This is a genomic window from Chromobacterium fluminis, assembly GCF_011602385.1.
GTDB classification, from domain to species: domain Bacteria; phylum Pseudomonadota; class Gammaproteobacteria; order Burkholderiales; family Chromobacteriaceae; genus Chromobacterium; species Chromobacterium fluminis.
Genome location: NZ_JAAOMA010000046.1, coordinates 1 through 21,535, shown reverse-complemented (window position 1 = coordinate 21,535; position 21,535 = coordinate 1). Strand labels below are relative to the sequence as shown.

The 21,535-nt window shown below is 61.6% G+C and carries 18 protein-coding genes and 1 riboswitch; of the genes, 5 read left to right on the top strand and 13 right to left on the bottom strand.

What is annotated here, in order from left to right; all coding sequences use genetic code 11:
* Nucleotides 1–37 precede the first annotated feature (37 nt).
* Nucleotides 38–2,050 (bottom strand): excinuclease ABC subunit UvrB, encoded by a 2,013-nt coding sequence (uvrB, locus tag HA052_RS22410; protein WP_166453690.1) that lies wholly within the window; start codon nt 2,048–2,050, stop codon nt 38–40.
* Nucleotides 2,051–2,274: 224 nt separating this feature from the next.
* Here uvrB and HA052_RS22405 point away from each other — a divergent pair, with 224 nt between their 5' ends.
* On the top strand, nt 2,275–3,144 hold the full coding sequence (locus tag HA052_RS22405; RefSeq protein WP_081550749.1) for a D-alanyl-D-alanine carboxypeptidase family protein: 870 nt from the start codon (nt 2,275–2,277) through the stop codon (nt 3,142–3,144).
* Nucleotides 3,145–3,225: 81 nt separating this feature from the next.
* On the opposite strand, the gene HA052_RS22400 is transcribed toward HA052_RS22405, so the two are convergent.
* From HA052_RS22400 to HA052_RS22370, 7 genes are all read right to left on the bottom strand, one after another.
* Nucleotides 3,226–3,753, bottom strand: coding sequence for a fimbrial protein (locus HA052_RS22400; protein WP_081550751.1), 528 nt, complete (start codon nt 3,751–3,753; stop codon nt 3,226–3,228).
* 64 nt (nt 3,754–3,817) lie between these two features.
* Nucleotides 3,818–4,828, bottom strand: a complete 1,011-nt coding sequence (locus HA052_RS22395) for a fimbrial protein (protein WP_166453666.1) — start codon at nt 4,826–4,828, stop codon at nt 3,818–3,820.
* Between the two features lie 30 nt (nt 4,829–4,858).
* Nucleotides 4,859–5,593, bottom strand: coding sequence for a fimbrial biogenesis chaperone (locus tag HA052_RS22390; RefSeq protein ID WP_166453665.1), 735 nt, complete (start codon nt 5,591–5,593; stop codon nt 4,859–4,861).
* A gap of 16 nt (nt 5,594–5,609) precedes the next feature.
* Nucleotides 5,610–8,033: a fimbria/pilus outer membrane usher protein gene (locus tag HA052_RS22385; protein WP_166453664.1), complete on the bottom strand. Its 2,424-nt coding sequence runs from the start codon at nt 8,031–8,033 to the stop codon at nt 5,610–5,612.
* A gap of 314 nt (nt 8,034–8,347) precedes the next feature.
* Nucleotides 8,348–8,872, bottom strand: a complete 525-nt coding sequence (locus tag HA052_RS22380) for a fimbrial protein (RefSeq protein WP_166453663.1) — start codon at nt 8,870–8,872, stop codon at nt 8,348–8,350.
* A gap of 357 nt (nt 8,873–9,229) precedes the next feature.
* Nucleotides 9,230–9,580, bottom strand: coding sequence for a hypothetical protein (locus HA052_RS22375; protein ID WP_166453662.1), 351 nt, complete (start codon nt 9,578–9,580; stop codon nt 9,230–9,232).
* Nucleotides 9,581–10,102: 522 nt separating this feature from the next.
* Complete coding sequence (locus HA052_RS22370; protein ID WP_346774580.1) at nt 10,103–10,915, bottom strand: N-acetylmuramoyl-L-alanine amidase; 813 nt, start codon at nt 10,913–10,915, stop codon at nt 10,103–10,105.
* 936 nt (nt 10,916–11,851) lie between these two features.
* Between HA052_RS22370 and motA the strand changes: the two genes are divergently transcribed.
* Nucleotides 11,852–12,712: a flagellar motor stator protein MotA gene (gene motA, locus HA052_RS22365; RefSeq protein WP_166453661.1), complete on the top strand. Its 861-nt coding sequence runs from the start codon at nt 11,852–11,854 to the stop codon at nt 12,710–12,712.
* Here the strand turns inward: motA and HA052_RS22360 are convergent.
* The 4 genes from HA052_RS22360 to HA052_RS22345 are packed head-to-tail and all read right to left on the bottom strand — an operon-like array spanning nt 12,696 to nt 16,759.
* Nucleotides 12,696–13,652 carry an ATP-binding cassette domain-containing protein gene (locus tag HA052_RS22360; protein ID WP_166453660.1) on the bottom strand — a complete coding sequence of 319 codons (957 nt, stop codon included), beginning with the start codon at nt 13,650–13,652 and terminating at the stop codon, nt 12,696–12,698. The genes motA and HA052_RS22360 overlap by 17 nt on opposite strands.
* Nucleotides 13,645–15,198, bottom strand: coding sequence for an ABC transporter permease (locus tag HA052_RS22355; RefSeq protein ID WP_166453659.1), 1,554 nt, complete (start codon nt 15,196–15,198; stop codon nt 13,645–13,647). The genes HA052_RS22360 and HA052_RS22355 overlap by 8 nt, the downstream gene beginning before the upstream one ends.
* On the bottom strand, nt 15,198–15,746 hold the full coding sequence (locus HA052_RS22350; protein ID WP_166453658.1) for a GNAT family N-acetyltransferase: 549 nt from the start codon (nt 15,744–15,746) through the stop codon (nt 15,198–15,200). Before HA052_RS22350 ends, HA052_RS22355 begins: the two co-directional genes overlap by 1 nt.
* Nucleotides 15,743–16,759 (bottom strand): thiamine ABC transporter substrate-binding protein, encoded by a 1,017-nt coding sequence (locus HA052_RS22345; protein WP_166453657.1) that lies wholly within the window; start codon nt 16,757–16,759, stop codon nt 15,743–15,745. Before HA052_RS22345 ends, HA052_RS22350 begins: the two co-directional genes overlap by 4 nt.
* Nucleotides 16,760–16,809: 50 nt before the next feature.
* Nucleotides 16,810–16,904, bottom strand: a riboswitch (TPP riboswitch).
* 138 nt (nt 16,905–17,042) lie between these two features.
* Here HA052_RS22345 and HA052_RS22340 point away from each other — a divergent pair.
* From HA052_RS22340 to HA052_RS27440, 3 genes are read left to right on the top strand one after another with little or no spacing between them, the layout of a single operon-like run.
* Nucleotides 17,043–18,545, top strand: coding sequence for a DUF1800 domain-containing protein (locus tag HA052_RS22340; protein ID WP_166453656.1), 1,503 nt, complete (start codon nt 17,043–17,045; stop codon nt 18,543–18,545).
* 11 nt (nt 18,546–18,556) lie between these two features.
* A complete protein-coding gene (locus HA052_RS27445) occupies nt 18,557–19,264 on the top strand; it encodes a DUF1501 domain-containing protein (protein WP_206119007.1) in 708 nt (235 codons plus the stop codon).
* Nucleotides 19,213–19,713: a DUF1501 domain-containing protein gene (locus HA052_RS27440; RefSeq protein ID WP_206119006.1), complete on the top strand. Its 501-nt coding sequence runs from the start codon at nt 19,213–19,215 to the stop codon at nt 19,711–19,713. Before HA052_RS27445 ends, HA052_RS27440 begins: the two co-directional genes overlap by 52 nt.
* Nucleotides 19,714–19,763: 50 nt before the next feature.
* Here the strand turns inward: HA052_RS27440 and HA052_RS28030 are convergent.
* On the bottom strand, nt 19,764–21,535 hold a 1,772-nt coding region (locus tag HA052_RS28030), incomplete at its 5' end, for a calcium-binding protein (protein ID WP_277345137.1).

Below are 21,535 nucleotides of genomic sequence, written 5' to 3'. Positions count from 1 at the left end.
CCGCATCACCACCGCGCGGCAGACTTTTGAACAGGTTTTATAGGTCGTTGATCCAGGCCTGCTCCTTCAAATGCTTCAGCTGGTCGCGCAGGCCGGCCGCTTTTTCGAACTCCAGATTGCGCGCGGCCTCCATCATTTCCTTCTCCAGACGCTTGATTTCCTTGGCCAGGGATTTTTCGTCCATCATCGCCACTCTGGCGTTGTCCACCAGCTTCTTGCGTTCCTCCTCCACGCTGTAGACGCCGTCGATGATGTCCTTGATCTTCTTCTCCACCCCTCTGGGCACGATGCCGTGCTCGGCGTTGAAGGCCATCTGCTTGGCGCGGCGGCGTTCGGTCTCGTCCATCGCCCGCTTCATCGAGTCAGTAATGCGGTCCGCATAGAGCAAGGCCTTGCCGTTGAGGTTGCGCGCGGCCCGCCCTATGGTCTGAATCAAGGAACGATCCGAACGCAGGAAGCCTTCCTTGTCCGCGTCCAGAATCGCCACCAGGCTGACTTCCGGAATATCCAGGCCTTCGCGCAGCAGATTGATGCCGATCAACACGTCGAACACGCCCAAGCGCAGGTCGCGGATGATTTCCACCCGCTCCACCGTGTCGATGTCGCTGTGCAGATAGCGCACCTTGAGGCCGTGCTCGGTGTAGTAATCGGCCAGCTGTTCGGACATGCGTTTGGTCAGTGTGGTGACCAGCACGCGCTCGCCCTTTTCCATGCGCAGCCGGATCTCGGACAATAGATCATCCACCTGGGTGGCCACTGGCCTCACTTCCATCACCGGATCCACCAGGCCGGTGGGTCGCACCACTTGCTCCACCACCTGGCCGGCGTGTTCCTTCTCGTAGTTGGCCGGCGTGGCGGACACAAACACGGTCTGCGGCATCAGCTGCTCGAACTCATGGAATTTCAGCGGCCGGTTATCGGCGGCCGACGGCAAGCGGAAGCCGTACTCGACCAGATTGGCTTTGCGCGCGGCGTCGCCCTTGTACATGGCGCCCACTTGGGGCACGGTGACGTGGGATTCGTCGATGAACATCAGCGCGTTCTTCGGCAGGTAGTCGATCAGCGTCGGCGGCGGGTCGCCCGGGCCGCGACCGGAGAAATGCCGGGAGTAGTTCTCGATGCCTTTGCAAAACCCCATTTCGTACAGCATTTCCAGGTCAAAGCGGGTACGCTGCTCCAGGCGCTGCGCTTCGACCAGCTTGCCGTCTTTCTGATAGCGCTCGATGCGTTCGCGCAACTCTTCCTTGATGTGTTCACAGGCGCGCAGCACAGTGTCTCGCGGCGTCACATAGTGGCTGGAGGGAAATACCGTGAAGCGCCCAACCCGCTGCTTGGTGACCCCGGTCAACGGATCGAACAGCGTCAGCGTTTCCACTTCATCGTCGAACATGCTGACGCGCAGCGCGGTGTCGCTGCTCTCCGCCGGGTAGATGTCGATCACGTCGCCGCGCACGCGGAAGGTGCCGCGGCCGAAGTCGATGTCGTTGCGATCGTACTGCATGGTGGTCAGCCGGCTGATGATGTCGCGCTGCGCCAGCGTCTCCCCTTCTTTCAGATGCAGAATCATCTGATGGTAGTCGGAGGGATCGCCAATGCCGTAAATGGCGGAAACGGTGGCGACGATGATGCAGTCCGGCCGCTCCAGAATGGATTTGGTCGCCGACAAGCGCATCTGCTCAATATGCTCGTTGATGCTGGAATCTTTCTCGATGAAAAGATCGCGGCTGGGCACATAGGCTTCCGGCTGATAGTAATCGTAATAGGAAACGAAATACTCGACGGCGTTTTCCGGGAAAAATTCACGCATCTCGCTGTAGAGCTGCGCCGCCAGCGTTTTGTTGTGCGCCATGATGATGGCCGGACGGCCGCTTTGAGCGATGACGTTGGCCATGGTGTAGGTTTTGCCGGACCCGGTCACCCCCAGCAAGGTCTGGTAAGACAGGCCGTCGCCCAGCCCTTCCAGCAATTGGGCGATGGCGCCCGGCTGGTCGCCGGCCGGCTCGAATGGTTGATGCAGTTTGAACGGACTATTGGGATAGGTGCGCAGCATGGGTCGAGACATCGGAGTAGATGGCCTGATTCTACGCGGTTCGCCCTTGCTTCACACCCCCGACGCGACGGCATATAAATAAAGCTGCGATTCAGGCTATACACAGTCAAAACATTGTTTAAAATACAGTCAGACCGAGCATAAAACACGGCTTGCGGCGCAAACGCCGCGAGCCTATTTTTCGGTCCGAGATTTCGTTAAATCCGCTCTCCCTGGAGTGAAGCATGATCAAGAAAATTGCAAGCCTGCTGGTATCCGCGGCGTTAGCCATGCCGGTGCTGGCAGGTTCGCCGTCCAGCGTGATGGTGGCCTCGCAAATGGCCGACCTGTCCGTTCCGCGGCTGAATTCGCATTCGGTATTGGTGCTCAACGGCATCACCGGCGAACCCTTGTACCAGAAGAACATCCATCAACGCATGCCGATCGCTTCGATCACCAAATTGATGACGGCGATGGTGCTGCTGGATTCCGGCGCCTCGCTGGACCAGGAGGTGACCGTGTCCGACGCCGAAATCGACCGGGTGAAAAACACCTCCTCGCGCCTGGCGGTGGGCACCACCCTCAGCCGCAAGGAAATGCTGCTGCTGGCGCTGATGTCGTCTGAAAATCGCGCCGCCGCCACCCTGGCCCGCACCGCGCTGCCCGGCGGCACCGCCACTTTCGTGGAGCGCATGAACCGTAAAGCGCGCAGCCTAGGCATGACCGAGACCATTTTCCACGACGCCACCGGCCTGGACATGCGCAACACCTCCACCGCCGCGGATCTCGCCCGCATGGTCCGCGCCGCGCACGGCTATCCGCTGATCCGCGCCTTCACCACCACGGAGAAACACCAGATTCAATCGGTAAGCCGCCGCGTGCTGCAATACAAGAACAGCAACGCGCTGGTGCGCGAAGGCGACTGGGAAATTTCACTGCAAAAAACCGGCTACATCCAAGAGGCCGGCCGCTGCATGGTGTTGCAGGCCACGGTGGGTTCCCAACCCCTGATCATCGTGTTGCTGGCCGCCGGCGGTAGTGCCGCTCGCGTCAACGACGCCAAAAACATCAAAACCTGGCTAGAGGCGCACCCCGGCAATTGGTTGGCCGGCTGAGTCCGCCCACCAAAATCCACGCTCCAAAACGAAAACAGCCCTGTCCTCAGTTGAAGACAGGGCTGTTTTCATGGCCTGGGCTTACATATAGCGCAGGTCGAACTGAGCCAGGCCGTTGGCCGAGCCCGGCTTGATCCCGCCCTCCTGCCCTTGCGGCACCGGCGCGCGGGTGGATTCGTACATCGCATTGAAACGCAGGGTGTTGCTGCCGTTGGTCAAGCCCACCAGCGGCGAATACTGACCCAGCACAATGTCGCCGCCGCCCGGCCCCATCAGGCGGATGCCCACGCCGGCGGCGCTGCCGTTGATCGCCATCAGTTCGCCGTTGTCGCGGTCGGCCTCTCCGTTAAAGCGCACCGCCACCGTGGTCATGGTGTCGATGGAGCACTCGGTCAGCCGGATATCGAAGGACACCGGGCGGGAACGGTCGCCGATTTTGCGGAACATTTGCGAGGACACCAGACCCATGCCCACTTCCAGGCTCTGCGAGTTGGGGTCCAGACCGCAGGCGCTCAACACCAGTTCGCCGAAAACGTTCAAGGTGCCGTCCGCCGCCTGCGCCAACGGCGCCGCCAGCGCCAAAGCCAGCACCATCGCCTTGAATTTCATTGCTCCACTCCTTACGCCAATTCAGTTCGCCGTCTCGCCGCCCTCATACGAGGGCTCAAGCCGCTCAGATATAATCCAGATCGATATTGACCGTGCCCTGGAACGGGCCTTCTTCCACCTTGCCCATATTGGTGGGGACGATGGTGCCGTACATCGATACAGTCTTCTGCCGATCACCAAGACTAAAATCAGCCAAGAACTCAGATTGTCCGAAACGTAGTTGACGACCATCGCCAAAGAATAACTGCAAACCCAAACCACTATCGGTGCTGTCTTTCTTTTTAACCAAGGTTGCAGTATAGGTATTCGTCAAACCATTCTTCCCAGTAAAGTAGCCATTGATTCTCACTGGATCATCACATGTTTTAACCAGATTTAGCCGGAAATCTTTTCTAGGCACAGCTGGCACAAGCCCTTTAGTACTTCTAACAATACGACCAAAATCCAATGTATTGGAAGCTGGATCCAAACGCACCTCTACCGCGCACTGGATTGGGGTAATTTTACTCAAACCCACAACCTTGTAGACCAGATTGGAATTAGGTTTATTGTTAATACCCAACTCACCATCAAACTGTAGCACCTGAAACTCTGACATCCCAATACCACTAGTAGGAATGGTTCCTTGCTTGGCGATTACGACTTGAAAGGTAAGAGAAAAGTTGACCTCTTTACACTTATTAAAATCACCAAGAGTACACGCCTCTATATAATACCCCGTCGGAATTCTATCGCTAGCATTAACACCCCAATAGGTTTTTCCGTTATATACCACACCGAACTTTACGCCTTTGGCCACATTATTATTACGAGGGTTTGGATAAAAATACACCTGCTCCCTCATTGCAACACTATTGTCTTTGTAACACGTCACATTGACAGTTCTATCTTCCGAGTGCCAAATTTCGCGTCCATCCGGCAAAGTCACGGGAACCTTGATGGTAGAGCCAATATCCCTCGTGATCATGGCGGAGCCATTGCGCCCCCCTTCCTTGCACGCCAAGGCATGACTCAAGGCCGGCAGCATGGCCAGCGCGGCCATCAACACCAAACGCGGCAAACGACGATTCAACATGGGCTCTCCCTGCGCTGTGCGCTTGCGGAATTATTTCTTGTCTTCGCGGTATTGGCACTGGCCGTCCGCGCAAACGAAGGTAAAGGTGTCCTGAGCGCCGAAATCATTGATATTGCTCAGCTTCAGGCTGGCCGGCAGCGCCTTCAGCGCAAAGCGGGCCTCGCCCTTGGGCGGCACCATCAAGCCGTCCATATCGCGCGGCTTCTTGTCGCCGGGCAGTTCCAAACCCACCAGGGTCAGGTGGTAGGGACTCGGGTTCTTGAACACCAGCTTGCCGGCGGCGGGGTCGAAGCTCAGCAGCAACTTGTTGGCCGGATTTTCGCCACGCGGCAATTGCGCTTCCTTGGGACGGTAGAACACCTTGATGCGCGACTTGATCGCCAGCTGCAACACATTGTCCTTGTCGCTCTTGGGCGGGACTTCCTGCACGTTCAGATAAAACAGCGATTCCCGGTCGGACGGCAAGTTGGGATCGGGAATGCGGCTCAAGCGCACCACGCCCTTCTCGCCGGCCTCGATGCGTTGTAGCGGCGGCAGCACCAGGAAGGGGGAAGCCAGGCGCTTGCCCTCGCCGTCGCTGAGCCAGGACTGAACCAGATAAGGTTGCTCCGGGTTCTTGTTGCTCAGCACCATGCTGACGTTCTTGTCCTGCTCCAGATAAATCATCCGAGTACGGTCCAGCAAGATGTTGGCCTGCGCCGTCAGCGGCGCGGTCAGCGCAGCCAAAACACTCGCCAGCCCCAGTGCGCGATGAAGAGTTTTCATATCGATTCCTTATTCTTTATTCTGCGAGAGGCGTGCACGTCATGTCGCGGCCGCCTTGGCTCAGCTCGTAATCGGCCGGCAGCGGGTCCACGCGGCAGCGCGTCTTGCCCCAGGAAATTTCCAACTTGGGCGTCGGGCTCAAGCCGGTGACGAAGGTCAGGCCGCCGTCGCCCACCATGCCGACGTCGCGCTTGCCGGCCACATCGCTCACGGTGGCGCCCAAAGGCGGCATTTTGCCATCCGGCAGCCGCACCGTCAGCAAAGCCTTGCGTCCCACTTTGACCGGGAACTCGGTACGGCCCACCGCGCCTTCAGTCAGCACCACGCGGCGTACCGCGGAGCTGGCTTCCACCGAGTCCGGCATATTGTCGTCGTCCAAGCGCACATCCTGGCTGTAGTACGGCGCCACGCTGCTCAGCATGGCGTAGCCGTTGCGGTCGGTTTGCGCCGACACGCCGTATACCGGCACGCCGGCCACGCCGTCGGTATCCACCAGCATGCGGGTTTCGCCGCCGTAGCTGTTGCCCATGGTCAGGCCACCGGCGTGCAATACCAGCGAGCTGCCCATCCCGGCGGACACGCTGCTGTAACCGCCCTGCTGCTTGCTGGCCGAAACGTCGGCCTGCACCACACGACCGGTGTAATGATAGTCGCCGGACACCAGCGGCTTGCCAGAGCGGGTATCCGCGCTCATCGCTACGTTGTAGCTGTGGTTGGGGTTGCTGCTGTCCGAGTAACGGACGGTGTGGCTGGTATTGCCGGCGCTGCCCTGAACGTCGTAGCCGATGCGGCGGTTGTTTTCCAGCGGCATGCTCAAGCCCAGATAAACGCGGTTGCTGCTGCCGGTCTGATCGCGCAGGTTTTGCACCGACAGGTTGAGGCTGACGTTGCGCAAGGAGCCGATATTGATGTCGCGGCTTAGCGACAAATCCACCCGCTGAGTGGCGGTGGCGTTCCAATAAGTGGACTTTTCCGCCGACAGAAACACATTGGTCTGGCCGAAGGTCTTGCTGGCGGTCATACCCACCCGCTGTTTGTCGCTGATATAGGTCTGGCCGTCCAGATCGCTGAGGAATTGACCGAAGGATCGGAAATTACGGTCCGAAAAGCGATAGCCGAACAGGCGGATGTCCGCGTTCAGGCTTTCAAACTTCTTGGCGTAGTTGAAACGGTAAGAACGGCCGGCCATGTTCACGCCACCGCGCATTTGAGCGTTGGCCTGGGTCACATCGGCGGACAAAGCGCCCCAGCCGCCGAGATCCTTGGCGAAGCCCATCGCCAGAGAGCGGTAGTCCGTGGAGGCGATGAAGCCGCTGTACAGCGACAAGGTCTGAGTCAGGCCATAGGACGCCTCGGCGCTGGCCACACTAGGGTGGGACGCGCTGCCGTTCTGATCGGCCTGGCCGATGGCGGCCTTGTAGCGCCACATGCCGTTGCGCGTCAGGAAGGGCACCGAAGCGGTGTTGACGGTAAAGGTCTGCTGGCTGCCGTCGGCCTCTTCCACCGTCACATCCAACTGCCCTTGGGTGCTGCTGCTCAGATCGCGAATGGAAAACGGGCCCGGCGGCACATTAGTGGTGTAGAGTACCCGCCCTTGGTTGCGGATGGTCACCTTGGCATTGGTCTTGGCCACGCCGTTGACCTGCGGCGCATAGCCGCGCAGGCTTTGCGGAATCATGCGATCGTCGCTGTTCAGCGTGGCGCCGCGCATGGAAAAGGCGTCGAAAATCTCGGAGGTCTTGAACACTTCGCCCAAAGTCAGGCGCGCTTGCATGCCTCTCAGATCGCGGTAGACCTGGGTATTGTTCCAGCTCAGACGGCTGCGGTTAGTCACACTGTCGTCGTATTGATAATTGGAGCGCAAACGCCAGGGACCCGCGTTAGCCCCGGCCACGCCATAGCTGGTGGTCTTGCTGCTGCTGGCGCCAAGACCGTTGTCGGTGCGCTGATAGAACACCCGGTAATCCAGCATCGCGGCCGGCACGCCGTCGTTCCAGGTTTCCGGCGGCGCGTAGTCTTCATCGCGATAAGCCAGTTCCGCCTGCGGCACCGAGATGTCCAGGCGCGCGTTGCTCTTGCTGTAACGCACTTTGGCGGCGCTGACCGCGGACAAATCAACGCACTGCTCGTTCTGCGGCCAGACAATGCCGGAGCGCAGGCCAAGCTGGCGGATCAAATCCGGCGGCAGACACGGGCGCACCGTCTGATCTGCGCCTTCCGGGCGGAAATCCAGCTCCAACTGCTGTAAAAAGCGCTGGTTCAAATACACATCGGCAATATAGCGGCCCGGCACGATATAGCCGGCCTGCTCGAACTGCTCCAGGCTCACGCTGCTGCTCGGGTCCAGTTGCAAAAAGGCGTCGTTGAACTCCACCGCATGCGCAATGCAAGGGCCGAGCGTCAGCGCCATTGCCACAATGTGAATGCGATGCTTGTTCATGCCTGCTGATATCCCGATTTAAGTGCATGCGCCGCCTGGCGGCAGCTTTGCCAAAAACACGCCGTCGCGCTAAATCGCGCCGGCCTTGATTCTGTCCCGCCAGGCAATGACGAAGCCGCGCCGATTTTCAGGCGCAGGAATATGCCTTGGGGGAATGCTTGCAGATGACTATCCTCATGCCCTGGTTTGCAGACTACTCATTGCTGACAGCGGACAAACCAGGCCTGATCATCGCCTAAGCGAACAGACCGTCAGGGCACAAGGAAACAGGGGCCGGAACTTTGCTTCGTTCCGTTTTTGAATCGAACTGCGGATTACTTGTACTGCAGATCGAATACGGCGAAGGCATCGGCTTGACCCGGGGTCACGGCTACCACGTCGCCGGTTTTGCCGTCGGCTTCGTATGCGGCGCTGAAGTTCAGAGTGTTGTTGCCATCAACCAGGTTCAGGGCGGTGCCGTACTGGTTCAGCTTGATCTGGTCGCCGTTGTTGGTGTTCACCAGACGAACGCCCACGCCCTTGGCGCCGCCGCTCTTCAGAGCCATCAGTTCGTTGTTGGTGCCAGCGGTGCCGGAGAACATCACAGCCACGGTCTTCAGCGTGGTGGTGGTGCAGTCGGTCAGAGTCATTTGGAACGGGGTCGGAGCCGAACGGTCGCCCACTTTCTTGAACACGTGGGTCGGCACTTTGCCCAGACCAACTTCCAGGTTCACGCTCTTGGAATCCAGGCCGCAAGCTGCGGTAACGATTTCGCCCTTAACATCCAGGGTGCCGGCGGCGGCGAAAATGGAGGAAGCGGCAACAGCCATCAGGGAACCAGCAAATACAAATTTTTTCATTCTTGACTCCAACTAAAGGTAATCATTCTCAAACCGCACAGCAGCCTCGCTTGCCGCGTCGCGGACCATCCGCCAGTGCTGACCTGCAGTACTGGAACGCAGACGCATAGTAGCAAGCCGACTAATTGCGTAGTTTTTTTTGTTTCATATTAAATTTTTTCTTTAAAATGCACGCAAAAACACGCCTCGCCAACTTTAAACGATTTGATGAATCAATATTGAATATTTGTTTTATTTCAGGGGTTTGTTAAGAATTGAGCGATATTTGCAATAAAACAACACTTCAAATAAAGAAAACCCACACAACTTATGTTGTGTGGGTTTTTTGCTGATTTATTGAGCAGATTTGAACTGCGATCAGAAGTAATTGACCACCAGATTCACCGCGCCGGCCCGGGCAGTGGCGCTCTTCAGCAGATCGCGACTGCTGAACTGGTTCTCGCCTTTGCGCACGTTCAGGCTGGCGATCTTGCCTTGCTGAGCGGCGGCTTCGCTATCCAGCGTCAGCTTGGCCGGGCTGGCGCATTGATTGAGTTCGAGAGCGGGCTTGGCGCGGGCCGCGTCGGCGCTGGCCACTTCGTGAGTTTGGGCGCTGCAGCCGCCTTCAACGATGGCGCCGTAGAAATGGACTTGGCCGCCTTGGGCCATTGCTGCGGTAGAAAGAGCGGAAAGCAGGGCTGCCAGTCCAAGTGCGTGCAGACGTTTCATTTTCGACCTTCCTTTCCAAATCCCGCCATTAGTAATCAAACGCTTTTAGGTTTTAGCTTTTTTTGTAAGCTTAACCGGTTCAATTGCATTCTAGTACAAGTGGCATTTAAATTGAAAGGGCTATTTGATAGTTTTTATTACAAATTACTTTATTTTAGAATTAACAAAAACTTACTAATAAATGCATATTTAATTAGGAAACAGTTACGCATATCAAATGACGACGTCTGACTATCGTTATGGCACAAACCAAGCGCGATCGCCGCCAACAGAACGGATGGGAGGAACCAGCCCACGGGAAGGAAGCAATAAAAAAGGGACGGCATGCCGTCCCTTTGCTCCGCCAGCCTACTGCCGGCGCTAATGACAAATAATGCTAAGAACCTGTTCAAAGTCAGCTGAGATTCGTGAGACGTGACACGGTGAATGCACCTTCAGAATGCTCATGTGCTGTATGCACACTCCGCTTCTTCGGTCGTTTTCGCCTTGTCTCGCCCTAGCTCGCGAGACTTTGAACCGGTTTTAAGGCGTCAGCGGCCAGGTATCGCTACCCTTCCCATTGTCTTTCTTCGGCGCCGCGGCCGGTTTCGAGCCCGGCGTCCGTCCCGGACGCGGCCGGTCGAAGTATTTTTCCAGCAAGGCGTCCAGGATCGCCGAGGTCTCGGCATCCGGCACCCCGTCGTAGCGCGCAGGCCGGAAATGCATCTGGAAGGCCGCCACCACGTCCTGGCTTTCTTTATCCAGCACGCCGGTTTGCGGCGCCTCGTAGCCGTAATCCAGCAAGCGTTTCTGCAAATCCCGTATGTCTCCGCGATAAGGCGCCCGCCGCAGGTAGAACTCAACCGCCTCGCGCTCCGGCCAAGCGCCGATATTGTAGTCGCGGTATAAGCGCTCCCAGGGAAACTTGGGGCCCGGGTCCACCTTGCGTCCCGGCGACACGTCGGAGTGCCCCACGACCTTGTGCGGCGGAATCTGATGCCGCGCGATAATGTCCGCCGCCAACTGCGCCACCACCGAGACCTGCGCCTCGTCAAAGTCGAACCACTGTCGTCGCATCAGGGGCAGTTCGTCCTCTTCCGGAGACGGGTAGCCCAGATTCACAATCTCGATGCCGATGGAACTGGAGTTGATCAGCCGGTCCCCTTGCCAGTAACTGCGCCCGGCGTGCCAAGCTCTGCGCTCCTCCGGCACCAATTGGTATACCTTGTTGGACATGCCCAGCAAAGCGGCATCCGGCACCAGATAGTGCGCGCTGGCGCCGTGCTGGCCCTGCGTGAGCATTTCCAGCGCCAGACCGTTGGGCACGGCGGTGTAATGGAAGACCAGGTTGCGCACCCTGGAATCCTGATTCTCGGAAAGCAAGCTAGCGTCTATCCGATAGCTTTTGGCTGTCCCCGCAGCGCTGGCGCAAGCGGAACTCAATACGCTGGCCGCCAACGGCGCCAGCAGGGGCAAGGCCCCCGTCCAACCCAAAATGTGTCTTCTACTGATCATTTTCCATTTAACCTTATCGTCAAGTATGCGCGCGGTCGTTTTCCCGGCGCACATTGCACAGGTAGAGCTTTTCAACTAATAAATAGTTCCAATTAAGATATCGGCATGATAAATGCCATTTAATTAACATGGAAACACAAAGGTTTGACGCTAAACCACGCATCCAGGCTTGCCAGCCCTCCGATCCTGATTTAGATTGCGCAGCGATTCATGGGAAACAGGCATTGAGACTTTCAGCATTCAAATCCATCACCCGGCTGGCCCTGCTGCTGCTTATGCTCTGGCAGGCCTTGCCCTTGGCCAACGCCGCGGCTCACGCCGACGGCGCACTTGGCCGCGCCGGTCCATCTTATGCCCTCGGCCACGGCATGGCCGCGGCACAAGCGGCCAGCGGCGGCCACGCCCACTACGCCGGCGAACAGGGGGGATGCGGAGAGTGCCAGGCCTTGCCATGCGCAAGCCCAAGCTTAGCGGCAAACGCGGCGACGTCAGGCTGGCCCGACGTCGTCACCGCCCTTCATCTGCGGCTTCCGCCCGCCCCTCCGCGCCGGCCGCCCCGCGCCTAAGACCCTGTTTGCGATCTACCCCGCGTCGTGGAACGCACACGGGGAGTGCGGCTTCGAGATGCTCCATGTACCGCTTTGTACATACCGCTTTCTCTGCCGCAACGCCCGGCCTCTCTCTCGCGAAACCTTGGGCAGGCTCCAAGCGTTCCGCCTTCTTTTCTCGCAAACGCGCCGCTCTCTCCGCGGCCTGAACCGCTTGGGACTACTACATATGAATGTAATCATCGGCTACGTCGTCGTGATCGGCATGATCTTCGGCGCCTTCCTGATCCACGGCGGCGCCATCGGCGCCATTCTCTCCGCGATGCCCACCGAGATGATGGCGATTCTGGGCGGCGCGATGGGCGCCTTTGTCGTCGCCAATCAGACCAAGAACCTGAAAGCGGTGGCGCGCGCGCTGCCCGCCGCGCTCAAGGGTTCGCGCCACAGCAAGGCCCGCGCGCTGGATCTGCTCAGCCTGCTGTACGAACTGCAGGTCAAGGCGCGCAAAGAGGGCATGATGGCCTTGGAGGCCGATGTCGACGCGCCCCAGCAAAGCCCTATCTTCAGCAAGTACCCGGCCATCGCCGGCGACCATCACGCGCTAAGCTTCATCCGCGACTACCTTCGCATCATGGTCAGCGGCAATCTGAACGCCTTCGAAATAGAAAACCTGATGGATGTGGAACTGGAAACCCACCATCAGGAGGGCATGGCGCCCATCGCCGCCATCCAGCGCCTGGGCGACGCCTTGCCGGCCTTCGGCATCGTCGCCGCCGTGCTGGGCGTGGTCAACACCATGGCCTCGGTCGGCGCGCCGCCTGCGGTGCTGGGCGGCATGATAGGTTCCGCGTTGGTGGGCACCTTCCTCGGCATCCTGCTCTCCTACGGCATGGTCACGCCGTTGGGCTCGCTGCTGGAACAGAAGCTGGACGAGGACAGCAAGGAATTGCAATGCATCAAGACCGTGCTGCTGGCCGGCATGCAGGGCTATCCGCCGCCCAGCGCCATCGAGTTTGGCCGCAAAGTCCTGTTTTCGAGCGAACGGCCGGAATTCGAAGAACTGGAGCAACGCATCAAGAGCTTGCGCTGAACGGGATCAGGGCGGACGCGTCCACCCCCAGGCCAAACTGGCCGCCCAGCCGCAGTTCCGCGCCCAGGCTCGCCGTCTCGCGCGCGGACAGGCTCAGGCTCAACCTCCCCGCCTGCGCGGCCACCTCCACGCGGGCGCCGTCCGCCAGCCAGGTCAGCGACTCGATGCGCGCCGGCGGGTATTGCTCTCCCAGCCGCAGCGCGTGGCCCGGCACCACGGCGTGTTCCAACACGTTTTCATAACCTATGAAGCGCGCCAGCCACGCATTCGCCGGCCTGGCCAGCAATTGCCGCGGCGCGTCGCATTGCACGATGCGCCCTTGGTGCAGCACCACGGCGCGGCTCGCCATCGCGAACGCTTCCTCTCTATCATGCGTGACCAGAATGGCCGGAATGCCGGACTCCGCCAGCAACTGCGCGAACTCCCCTTGCAACTGGCCGCGTAAATGCGCGTCCAGGCTGGAAAACGGCTCGTCCAGCAGCAAGAGCCGCGGCCGGGTCACCAGCGCTCGCGCCAGCGCCACCCGCTGCTGTTCGCCGCCGGACAGGGTCCAGACCTTGCGCCGCTGATAACCGCCCAACCCCAGCCGCTCCAGCATCGCTCCCGCTTCGCGGGCGGCCTGGGCGCGAGACTGCCCGCGCTCGATGAGACCGAACATCACATTGCCCGCCACGTCCAAATGCGGAAACAGAGCGAAATCCTGGAACATCAGCGCGAAGCCGCGCCGTTCCGGCGGCAGCAAGCTCATGTCTTCGCCGTCGAAGCGAACGGCGCCGCCGTCCAGCGGCAGCAGGCCAGCGATGATTTTAAGCAAACTGCTCTTGCCGCAGCCCGACGGTCCCAGCAGAGCCAGGGTCTCCCCGGCCGCCACTTCCAGCGACACGCCGTCCGCCGCCACTCTCGCGCCGAAACGCTTTTCAATCCCTCTGAGCTCAAGCACGCCCATCTCCTTTCTCCGGCTCGCCCGGCCGCGCCGCGCCGCTTTCAATCACGGCGAACGCCAGCGTCGCCAGTACCATCAGCAGGCCGGACAACAACATCGCCGCGTCCGCGTTGGCCTGGCCGGGCCGACCCAGCTTTTGATAAATCAAGGTGGTCAAGGTCAGCCACTCCGGCCGGGACAGGAACAAGGTAACCGCGAACTCCCCCACCGCAGTGGCGGCGGCGAAGGCCAGCCCGCGCCGCAGAGCCGGCTGCAGCAAGGGCCAAACCACCCGCCGGAACACCCTCCAGGGGCTGGCGCCCAAGGAGCGCGCCGCCTGCGCCAGCTGTTCCGGCATGCCGTCCAACGCCGCGCCGGCAGCCTTGGCGACGAAGGGATAGGCCAACAAGACGTAGGCCGCCAACAGCATGGCCAAATCGGCGCTCCAGCTTGGATAGAGCAACAGCAGGCCAAAAGCCACGCATACCGGCGACACCACGAAAGGCAGAAACGCCAAGGCTCGCAGCCACAGCCAGCGCCCCGCCGCCAGCGCGTGGCACAAGCCCAGCAGCCCGGACAGCAATACGGTCAGCAAGGTGAAGCGCGCCGAATTGAACAAGGCCAGCCGCAGTTCCTCGTCCCACAACGCGGCCAGCCCGTCGAGCGCGGACAGCGCTTTCCACAGCACCGCCAGCAAGGGCAAGCCGGCGAAGATCAACAGGATGGCGAGGGCCGCCGCCAGCCAGGCGCGGTCCGTCCATGTCCGCGCGGGCGCGGGGAGCAGCGGCTCGCAGCGCGTCGGCACGCCCAAACGCGCTTCCAGCCAGGCGTAGACCGCGGCGACGCCGCCGGCCACCAGCAGGCTCAACAAGGCCAGCGCGCCGGCGTCGGCCAGGTTCAGCTCATACGCCACCAGCGTGTAGATCTCGACCTCCACCGTGGCGTAACGCTGGCCGCCCAGCAACAAGGCCAGACCGAAGCCGGAGAAACAGTAGAGAAAGACCAGGCATAGATTGGGCAACAGCCAAGGCAGCGCCGCCGGCCATTCCACGCGCCAGAACGCGCGCCAGCGGCCCGCACCCAAGCTGCGAGCCGCAGCCAACCTGCTGGCGGGCACCTGGGCGAAGCCATCGGCGGCGGAGCGAATCACCAGCGGCAGATTGAAGAACAGATTGCCGTACAGCAACAGCCAGGGCGAGTCCTGCAGGTTTAGCCCGCTCAAACCCCGCGGGCCGAACAGCGCCAGCACCCCGACGCCGGCGACCAGGGTGGGCATCACAAAAGGCAACATCAGCAGGCGCAGCACCAGGCCGCGTCCGGCGAAACGGAATCGAGCCAGCGCCCACGCCGCCGGCACGCCTAGCAACAAGGCCAGCGCGCAAGTCGCCACGCCCTGCAATACCGACCACAACATGCGCCAACGCAGATAGGGATCGTTCAGCAAATCGAAGGACAGCGGCTCTCCGCCCTCCTGCAACAAGCGCGCCAACGGCAAGGCGGACATGGCCAGCAAAAACAGCAAAGGGGGCGCCGCCAGCAATAGGCGGCTCCTACGGCTCAACATCAAGACGGCGTTCCCTTCAACGGCCAGCAGGCGGTCAGCACATCCTCCACCCCGTCTTCGTCCTCGCTTTGACCCGCCTTGGCGAAGCCCAGATCCGCGGCCAAACGTTGTGAAGGCAGGTTGTCCGGCGCGATGGACAGCACCAGCCGCGGCGCGCCGGCCCGGGCCGCCCAGGCGCCCATCGCCAGTACCGCTTCGCGGGCGTAGCCTTGGCGGCGATAAGCCGGGTAAATCGTGTAACCCAGCTCCACATCGCCGTAGTCGCCCAGATAAGGATGGCCCGGCAAGGAGTGGAAGTTGGCGTGGCCGACCATCGTCAGATCATCCCGGCGCAGCAAGGCGCGCACCGACCAGGGCGCGTAGTCGGGCTGGCGCTCGATGTCGTCCAGCCGCATGCTCATCAAGTCCTGCTCGTCCAACCATTCCGCCGCCAGCGGCGCGCCCAGCAGCTCGGCTGCCGTTTCCGGTTGGCCGGCCAGGCACAGCCACAGCGTCTGCGGGTCCAGATGGCGCAGCAACAGCCGCGGCGTTTCGATGTCCGGAATCATTGCCCGCCCTTCAACACTACCCGAGTCCAGCGCGACACCCATTGGCGGGAGCGCTCGGCGATCGCCTTGCTGTCCGGGGTGTCGTGCGCGGCCGGCTGCTCGGCGAAGCGGTAAACCGGGTCCAAGGCCACTTTGTCCATCACCGGATACATCCACATCGTGGTGGTCACATCCTTCTGCACCGCCTCGGAGCGCAGGAAGGCGATGAATTTCTCGCCCAGCGCCGCCTCCTTGCCGCCCTTGACCAGGGCCGCGCCCTCCACCTGACGGAACACGCCGCCTTTCAAGGGCAGATTGCCGGTGGGCGCATCGCTCAGTTTCTGCTTGCTGTAGAACACCTCGGCGGCCGGACTGGTAGCGTAGCTGACCACCAGCGGACGACTGCCGCCGTTCTTGGAGAAATCGGTGTAGTAGGACTCGCTCCAACCCTTGCTGACCTTCAGCCCGTTGTCGCGCAAACGGCCCCAGAAAGCGAAGGCTTTGTCCTCTCCCATCGCGGCGACGGTGGACAACATGAAGGCGAGGCCCGGGCTGGAGGTGGCCGGATTTTGCACCACCAGCAGGTTCTTGTAGGCCGGCTTGGTCAAATCCTCCAGCGTCTTGGGCAAGGCCAGTTGACGCTGAGCGAACCAGGCCTTGTCGTAATTGAGCATGACGTAGCCGTAATCTATGCTGACCGCGCCCGGCAAAGCGGCCTTGCCGCCTTGAGCCAGCGCCGCCGGCACCGGCGCCAGCACGCCGGCCTGCTGAGCTTTGCCGATCAGGCTGTTGTCGATGCCGAACACCACATCGGCGATGGGGTTGGCCCGGGTCAGGATCAGCTTGTTCAGCATCTCGCCGGCGTCTCCGGCCTTGATGATGGACACCTTGGCGCCGTTCTGCTTTTCAAACTCCGCAAGCAAAGGCTTGGACACCGTGAACGAGCTGTGCGACAGCACACGCAATTCGGCCGCTGACGCGGCCAGACTGACCGTCGCCAGCGTGACGGCGATTAAAGAGGGAAAACACTTCATGGACATCTCCGTACACAATGACAATTGGCCGGAGCAAGCGGAATGCGGGCAGCGCCCGCGCATCACGCTCCCTCCGCTGGCATGATCCAGATCAGGTTGCAGGGTATTTTCTCAGCCCGCGCCGCGGGCACCCCTGGTGACAGCGCGCCAGTATACCGCAGCGGCCGCGCGCTGACAGCCAACACTCTTTAACAGAGTCTGCCGGCGGCTTAACACGCCGATGACAAGCGCCTTCTAAGCTGAATGTGCTTGCGCCCGCTCCGGGCGCGCCGGGAGACCCTGCTTGAACCCCTTGCAAATCCTTTGCCGGCCGCTGACAAAAGCGGCGAACGCCATCCACGTCGCCGCCAAGGCCGGACTCTTGCTGGCCGTTCTCGGCTTGCCCGCGCTGGCCCAGGCCGGCATCGGCATCGCCGGCGCGCGCCACTTGCTGTCTCGCACCGGCTTCGGCGCCAACCCGGCGCAAATCACCGTGTACGCGCCGCTGAGCAAAGAAGCCGCGGTGGACCGGCTGCTGGCCAATACCCAGGCTAGCGCCGCCACGCCGCCGCCGGCCTGGGTGGACGAAGCCTTCGAGCGGCCGGGACAGCCCAATCTCAGCGAAGAAGAGAAAAAGGCCTTGCAAAAGCGGCGCGCCGAGCACGCGGTGGAACTACGCGGCTGGTGGCTGAACGAGATGCGCTACACCACATCGCCGCTCAGCGAAAAAATGACTCTGTTCTGGCACAACCACTTTGTCTCCGCGCTGGACAAGGTGCGCTCGCCGCAATTGATGTACCAGCAAAACCTGCTGCTGCGCCACTACGCGCTGGGCAATTTCGGCGACATGCTGCACGCCGTCGCGCGCGATCCGGCAATGATGCGCTACCTGGACACCGCCAATAACCGCAAGGGTCAGCCCAATGAAAACTTCGCGCGCGAAGTGATGGAACTGTTCACCTTGGGCGAAGGCCATTACAGCGAGCAGGACATCCGCGAGGCCGCCCGCGCCTTCACCGGCTGGGGGCTGGATCGCGACGAGCGCTTCGTCAACCGCCCGCGCTTGCACGACGACGGCGACAAACTGATCTTCGGCCAGCGGGGCAATTTCGACGGCGACGCCGTGTTGGACCTGCTCTTGCGACAGCCGGCCACCGCCGAGTTCATCACCGCCAAACTGTGGAAGGCTTTCGTCTCGCCCAAGCCGGACCCCGCCGCGGTTAAGCGGCTAGCCGGCGGCTTCCGCAACAGCCGCTACGAAATCAAACCCCTGCTGCGCGCCTTGCTACTGAGCCCGCAGTTCTGGAGCAGCCAGGGCCAGCTGGTGAAATCGCCGCTGGAGCTGACCATCGGCACCTTGGTCACCTTCAATCTCAGCCCACCGGACTGGCGCGCGCTGGCCGGTCTCAATCGCCAGCTGGGCCAGGATGTGTTCGCGCCGCCCAACGTCAAGGGCTGGCCGGGCGGCGAGGCCTGGATCAACAGCGCCACCCTGCTGAGCCGCAAACGGTTTCTGGACCGCATCGCCCGCGACGCCGCGCCTGCGCGCAACGCCTTTGCGCTGCCGGACGGCGGCATGGATGAAATGAAAGGCCGCGAGGCCCGCATCAATCGACTGGCTGCAGCCGGCCTGCGTTCGCTCAAACTACAGCCGGACGAATGGAGCTCCGTCTACCAAATCGGCAGCGCTCAAGACGCCGCCAAGTTCTTGCTGGCGCTGCCGCCGGCCAACCCTATGCCCGAATCCCTCAGCGGCGCGCAAGCCATCGCCCCGCTGTTGCTGGACCCGGTATACCAAGTCCATTGAAAGGTTCCGCCATGTTCCAGCGACGGCAATTTCTCAAAGCCATGGCCGGCGGCCTGATGGTGTCCGTGCTGCCCAATCTGAGCTGGGCGCTGGCGCCGGAGGGCTATCAGCGCCTGCTGGTGCTGATTGAGCTCAAGGGCGGCAACGACGGCCTCAATACCGTGGTGCCCTACGCCAGCGCCGACTACTACCGGCTGCGCCCCGGCATCGGCATTCCCCGCGAACAAGTACTGCCGCTGGACGAACGCCTGGGTTTGCACCCGGCCATGACCGGCCTGCTCCCTCTATGGCAGCAGCAGGAGTTGGCGGTGTTGCAGGGGGTTGGCTATCCCGATCCCAACCTATCGCACTTCCGCTCCATCGAGATCTGGGAAACCGCGTCCAATAGCCAGCAATACCTGAGCGAGGGCTGGCTGAGCCGGCTGTTCCGCGAACAGCCGACGCCGCGCGGATTCGCAGCCGACGGCGTGGTGCTGTCCAGCCAGGCGCTGGGCCCGCTGGACGGCGGCGCGCGCGCGGTGGTGCTGAACAACCCGCAAGACTTCGCGCTCAGGGCCATGCCGGCAGCGGCGCGCTCGGCCATATTCTCAAAGTGGAGGGCGACATCCGCCAGGCCGCCGCCGAGTTGGGCCAGCCGGCCAAACCCGTGTCCGCGGCGGATTCGCCGATGGCAGCGCCCAGGCCGGCCGGAGCTTTCGCCCAGGCCGTCGCCACCCTGACCGACACCCTGTCGCGAGGCGTATCCATCGCCGTGGCCCGCATCACCTTGACCGGCTTCGACACCCACGGCAACCAGCTGCCCACCCAGGCGCGGCTGCTGGGAGAGCTGGCCGACGGCATCGCCCTGCTGCGCACGCGATTGCAATCGCAAGGGCGCTGGGACGATACCCTGGTGCTCAGCTACGCCGAATTCGGCCGCCGCCCGCGCGAAAACGGCAACCGCGGCACCGACCACGGCACCGCCAACGTCCATTTCGCCGCCGGCGGGCGCGTGCGCGGCGGGCTGTACGGACAAAGCCCGCAACTGGCAGGCGTCGGAGACGGCAACCTGCCTTGCGCCATCGACTTCCGCCAGATCTACGCCACCGCCATCCAAAGCTGGTGGGGCAAGGACGCCCACAATGTGTTAGGCGGCCGCTTCGCCCCCCTTCCCATTCTCAAAACATGAAAAAAGCCGGCCCCTCAGGGCCGGCCGTCTACAACACTCAACTCAGCAATTTACTTCCAGCTGGACGCCAACACCGGCTGCAAGGCCGCCTGGTAGTTGTCCGGCAGGTTGACCTGACCCGCGGCCGGCGGGTTGAACGCCGCCATCGCATTGACCAGCGCCTGCACCTGGCTGGCCGCCAGGGCCTTGCCGTCGCCGGACTGGAGGGTCTCGATCTGGTTCGCGGCATTGCCGAACCAATTATTGATGGCCACCTTGTCATCGGTGCCGATCACGCTGACCTCCAGGCTGGCGCCCTGGCGCTTGAACCACAGCTGGTCGGCATTGACGCCTTGGCCGAACTTCAATACATCCTGGCCGCCGGTGTCGGTGATGCCATCCTGGCCATCGCCGCGCTCGAACTGATAGGTGTCGTTGCCGTTGCCGCCCTCAAGCACGTCGTTGCCGCGGCCGCCGACCAACAGATCGTTGCCCTCGCCGCCGTACAAGGCGTCATGGCCGCCGTTGCCAACCAGCCAATCGTCAAGCGCGCCGCCGCGCAGGGTATCGCCCAGCTCGGTGCCCAACAAGGGCACGCCCTGCTTCATCAACTGATCGGCGGTCCACTTCGTGCCGGAAGCGAAGGTGATCTGTTCGATCCAGTACACCCGATCGGCAAACCAATCCTTCACCGTCACGCTGTCCTGGCCGTTGACGTGGCGGAACACCATATCGTTGCCGCTGCGCAGCACCTGGATGTCGCTTTCCTTGATGCCCACGCCGAACACCAACTCATCACGGTAAGCGTCGTTGACCGTCGGCGTGTCCGCCTTGTCGATGATCAGGTCCTGACCGTCGCCCAGATTGAACAGATAGGTGTCGCGCGCATAGCTGCCGGTCAGCGTGTCGTTGCCGGCGCCGCCTTCAAACACGTTGTCGTAACCTCTCCATCCAGCAAACAACTGGTCATTGCCCGCACCGCCGCGCAAGGTGTCGCCCTCAACACGCCAGCTGCCGCCGTCATTGTTGCCGTAGATCACGTCGTCGCCGTCGCCGCCTTCCAGCAGGTCGGCGCCGTTGCCGCCGTTCAGCGTGTCGTTGCCCGCACCGCCACGCAAGGTGTCGTTGCCTTCTTCACCAAACAGGCCATCGTCGCCCGCCCCGCCTTCCAGCAGGTCGTTGCCGTTGCCGCCGTACAGCGAATCGTTGCCGCCGTTGCCAACGATCCAGTCGTTGACGTTGCCGCCCCGCAGCGTATCGCCCAGCTCAGTGCCCACCAGCGGCACGCCCTGTTTCATCAGGTCGTCAGCCATCCACTTCACGCCGGAAGCAAAGGTGATCTGCTCGATCCAGTACACCCGATCGGCAAACCAGTCTTTCACCGTCACGCTGTCCTGGCCGTTGACGTGGCGGAACACCATATCGTTGCCGCTGCGCAGCACCTGGATATCGCTTTCCTTGATGCCCACGCCGAACACCAACTCATCACGGTAGGCGTCGTTGACCGTCGGCGCATCCGCCTTGTCGATGATCACATCCTGACCATCGCCCAGATTGAACAGATAGGTGTCGCGCGCATAGCTGCCGGTCAGCGTGTCGTTGCCGGCGCCGCCTTCAAACACGTTGTCGTAACCTCTCCATCCAGCAAACAACTGGTCATTGCCGGCTCCGCCGCGCAAGGTGTCGCCCTCAACACGCCAGCTGCCGCCGTCATTATTGCCGTAGATCACGTCGTCGCCGTCGCCGCCTTCCAGCAGGTCGGCGCCGTTGCCGCCGTTCAGCGTGTCGTTGCCCGCACCGCCACGCAAGGTGTCGTTGCCTTCTTCACCAAACAGGCCATCGT

Bases quoted from the DNA above. Each gene is read 5' to 3' on its own strand.
- uvrB (WP_166453690.1), bottom strand. From the start codon at position 2,050: ATGCTGCGCACCTATCCCAATAGTCCGTTCAAACTGCATCAACCATTC.
- HA052_RS22405 (WP_081550749.1), top strand. From the start codon at position 2,275: ATGATCAAGAAAATTGCAAGCCTGCTGGTATCCGCGGCGTTAGCCATG.
- HA052_RS22400 (WP_081550751.1), bottom strand. From the start codon at position 3,753: ATGAAATTCAAGGCGATGGTGCTGGCTTTGGCGCTGGCGGCGCCGTTG.
- HA052_RS22395 (WP_166453666.1), bottom strand. From the start codon at position 4,828: ATGTTGAATCGTCGTTTGCCGCGTTTGGTGTTGATGGCCGCGCTGGCC.
- HA052_RS22390 (WP_166453665.1), bottom strand. From the start codon at position 5,593: ATGAAAACTCTTCATCGCGCACTGGGGCTGGCGAGTGTTTTGGCTGCG.
- HA052_RS22385 (WP_166453664.1), bottom strand. From the start codon at position 8,033: ATGAACAAGCATCGCATTCACATTGTGGCAATGGCGCTGACGCTCGGC.
- HA052_RS22380 (WP_166453663.1), bottom strand. From the start codon at position 8,872: ATGAAAAAATTTGTATTTGCTGGTTCCCTGATGGCTGTTGCCGCTTCC.
- HA052_RS22375 (WP_166453662.1), bottom strand. From the start codon at position 9,580: ATGAAACGTCTGCACGCACTTGGACTGGCAGCCCTGCTTTCCGCTCTT.
- motA (WP_166453661.1), top strand. From the start codon at position 11,852: ATGAATGTAATCATCGGCTACGTCGTCGTGATCGGCATGATCTTCGGC.
- HA052_RS22355 (WP_166453659.1), bottom strand. From the start codon at position 15,198: ATGTTGAGCCGTAGGAGCCGCCTATTGCTGGCGGCGCCCCCTTTGCTG.
- HA052_RS22350 (WP_166453658.1), bottom strand. From the start codon at position 15,746: ATGATTCCGGACATCGAAACGCCGCGGCTGTTGCTGCGCCATCTGGAC.
- HA052_RS22345 (WP_166453657.1), bottom strand. From the start codon at position 16,759: ATGAAGTGTTTTCCCTCTTTAATCGCCGTCACGCTGGCGACGGTCAGT.
- HA052_RS27445 (WP_206119007.1), top strand. From the start codon at position 18,557: ATGTTCCAGCGACGGCAATTTCTCAAAGCCATGGCCGGCGGCCTGATG.
- HA052_RS27440 (WP_206119006.1), top strand. From the start codon at position 19,213: ATGGCAGCGCCCAGGCCGGCCGGAGCTTTCGCCCAGGCCGTCGCCACC.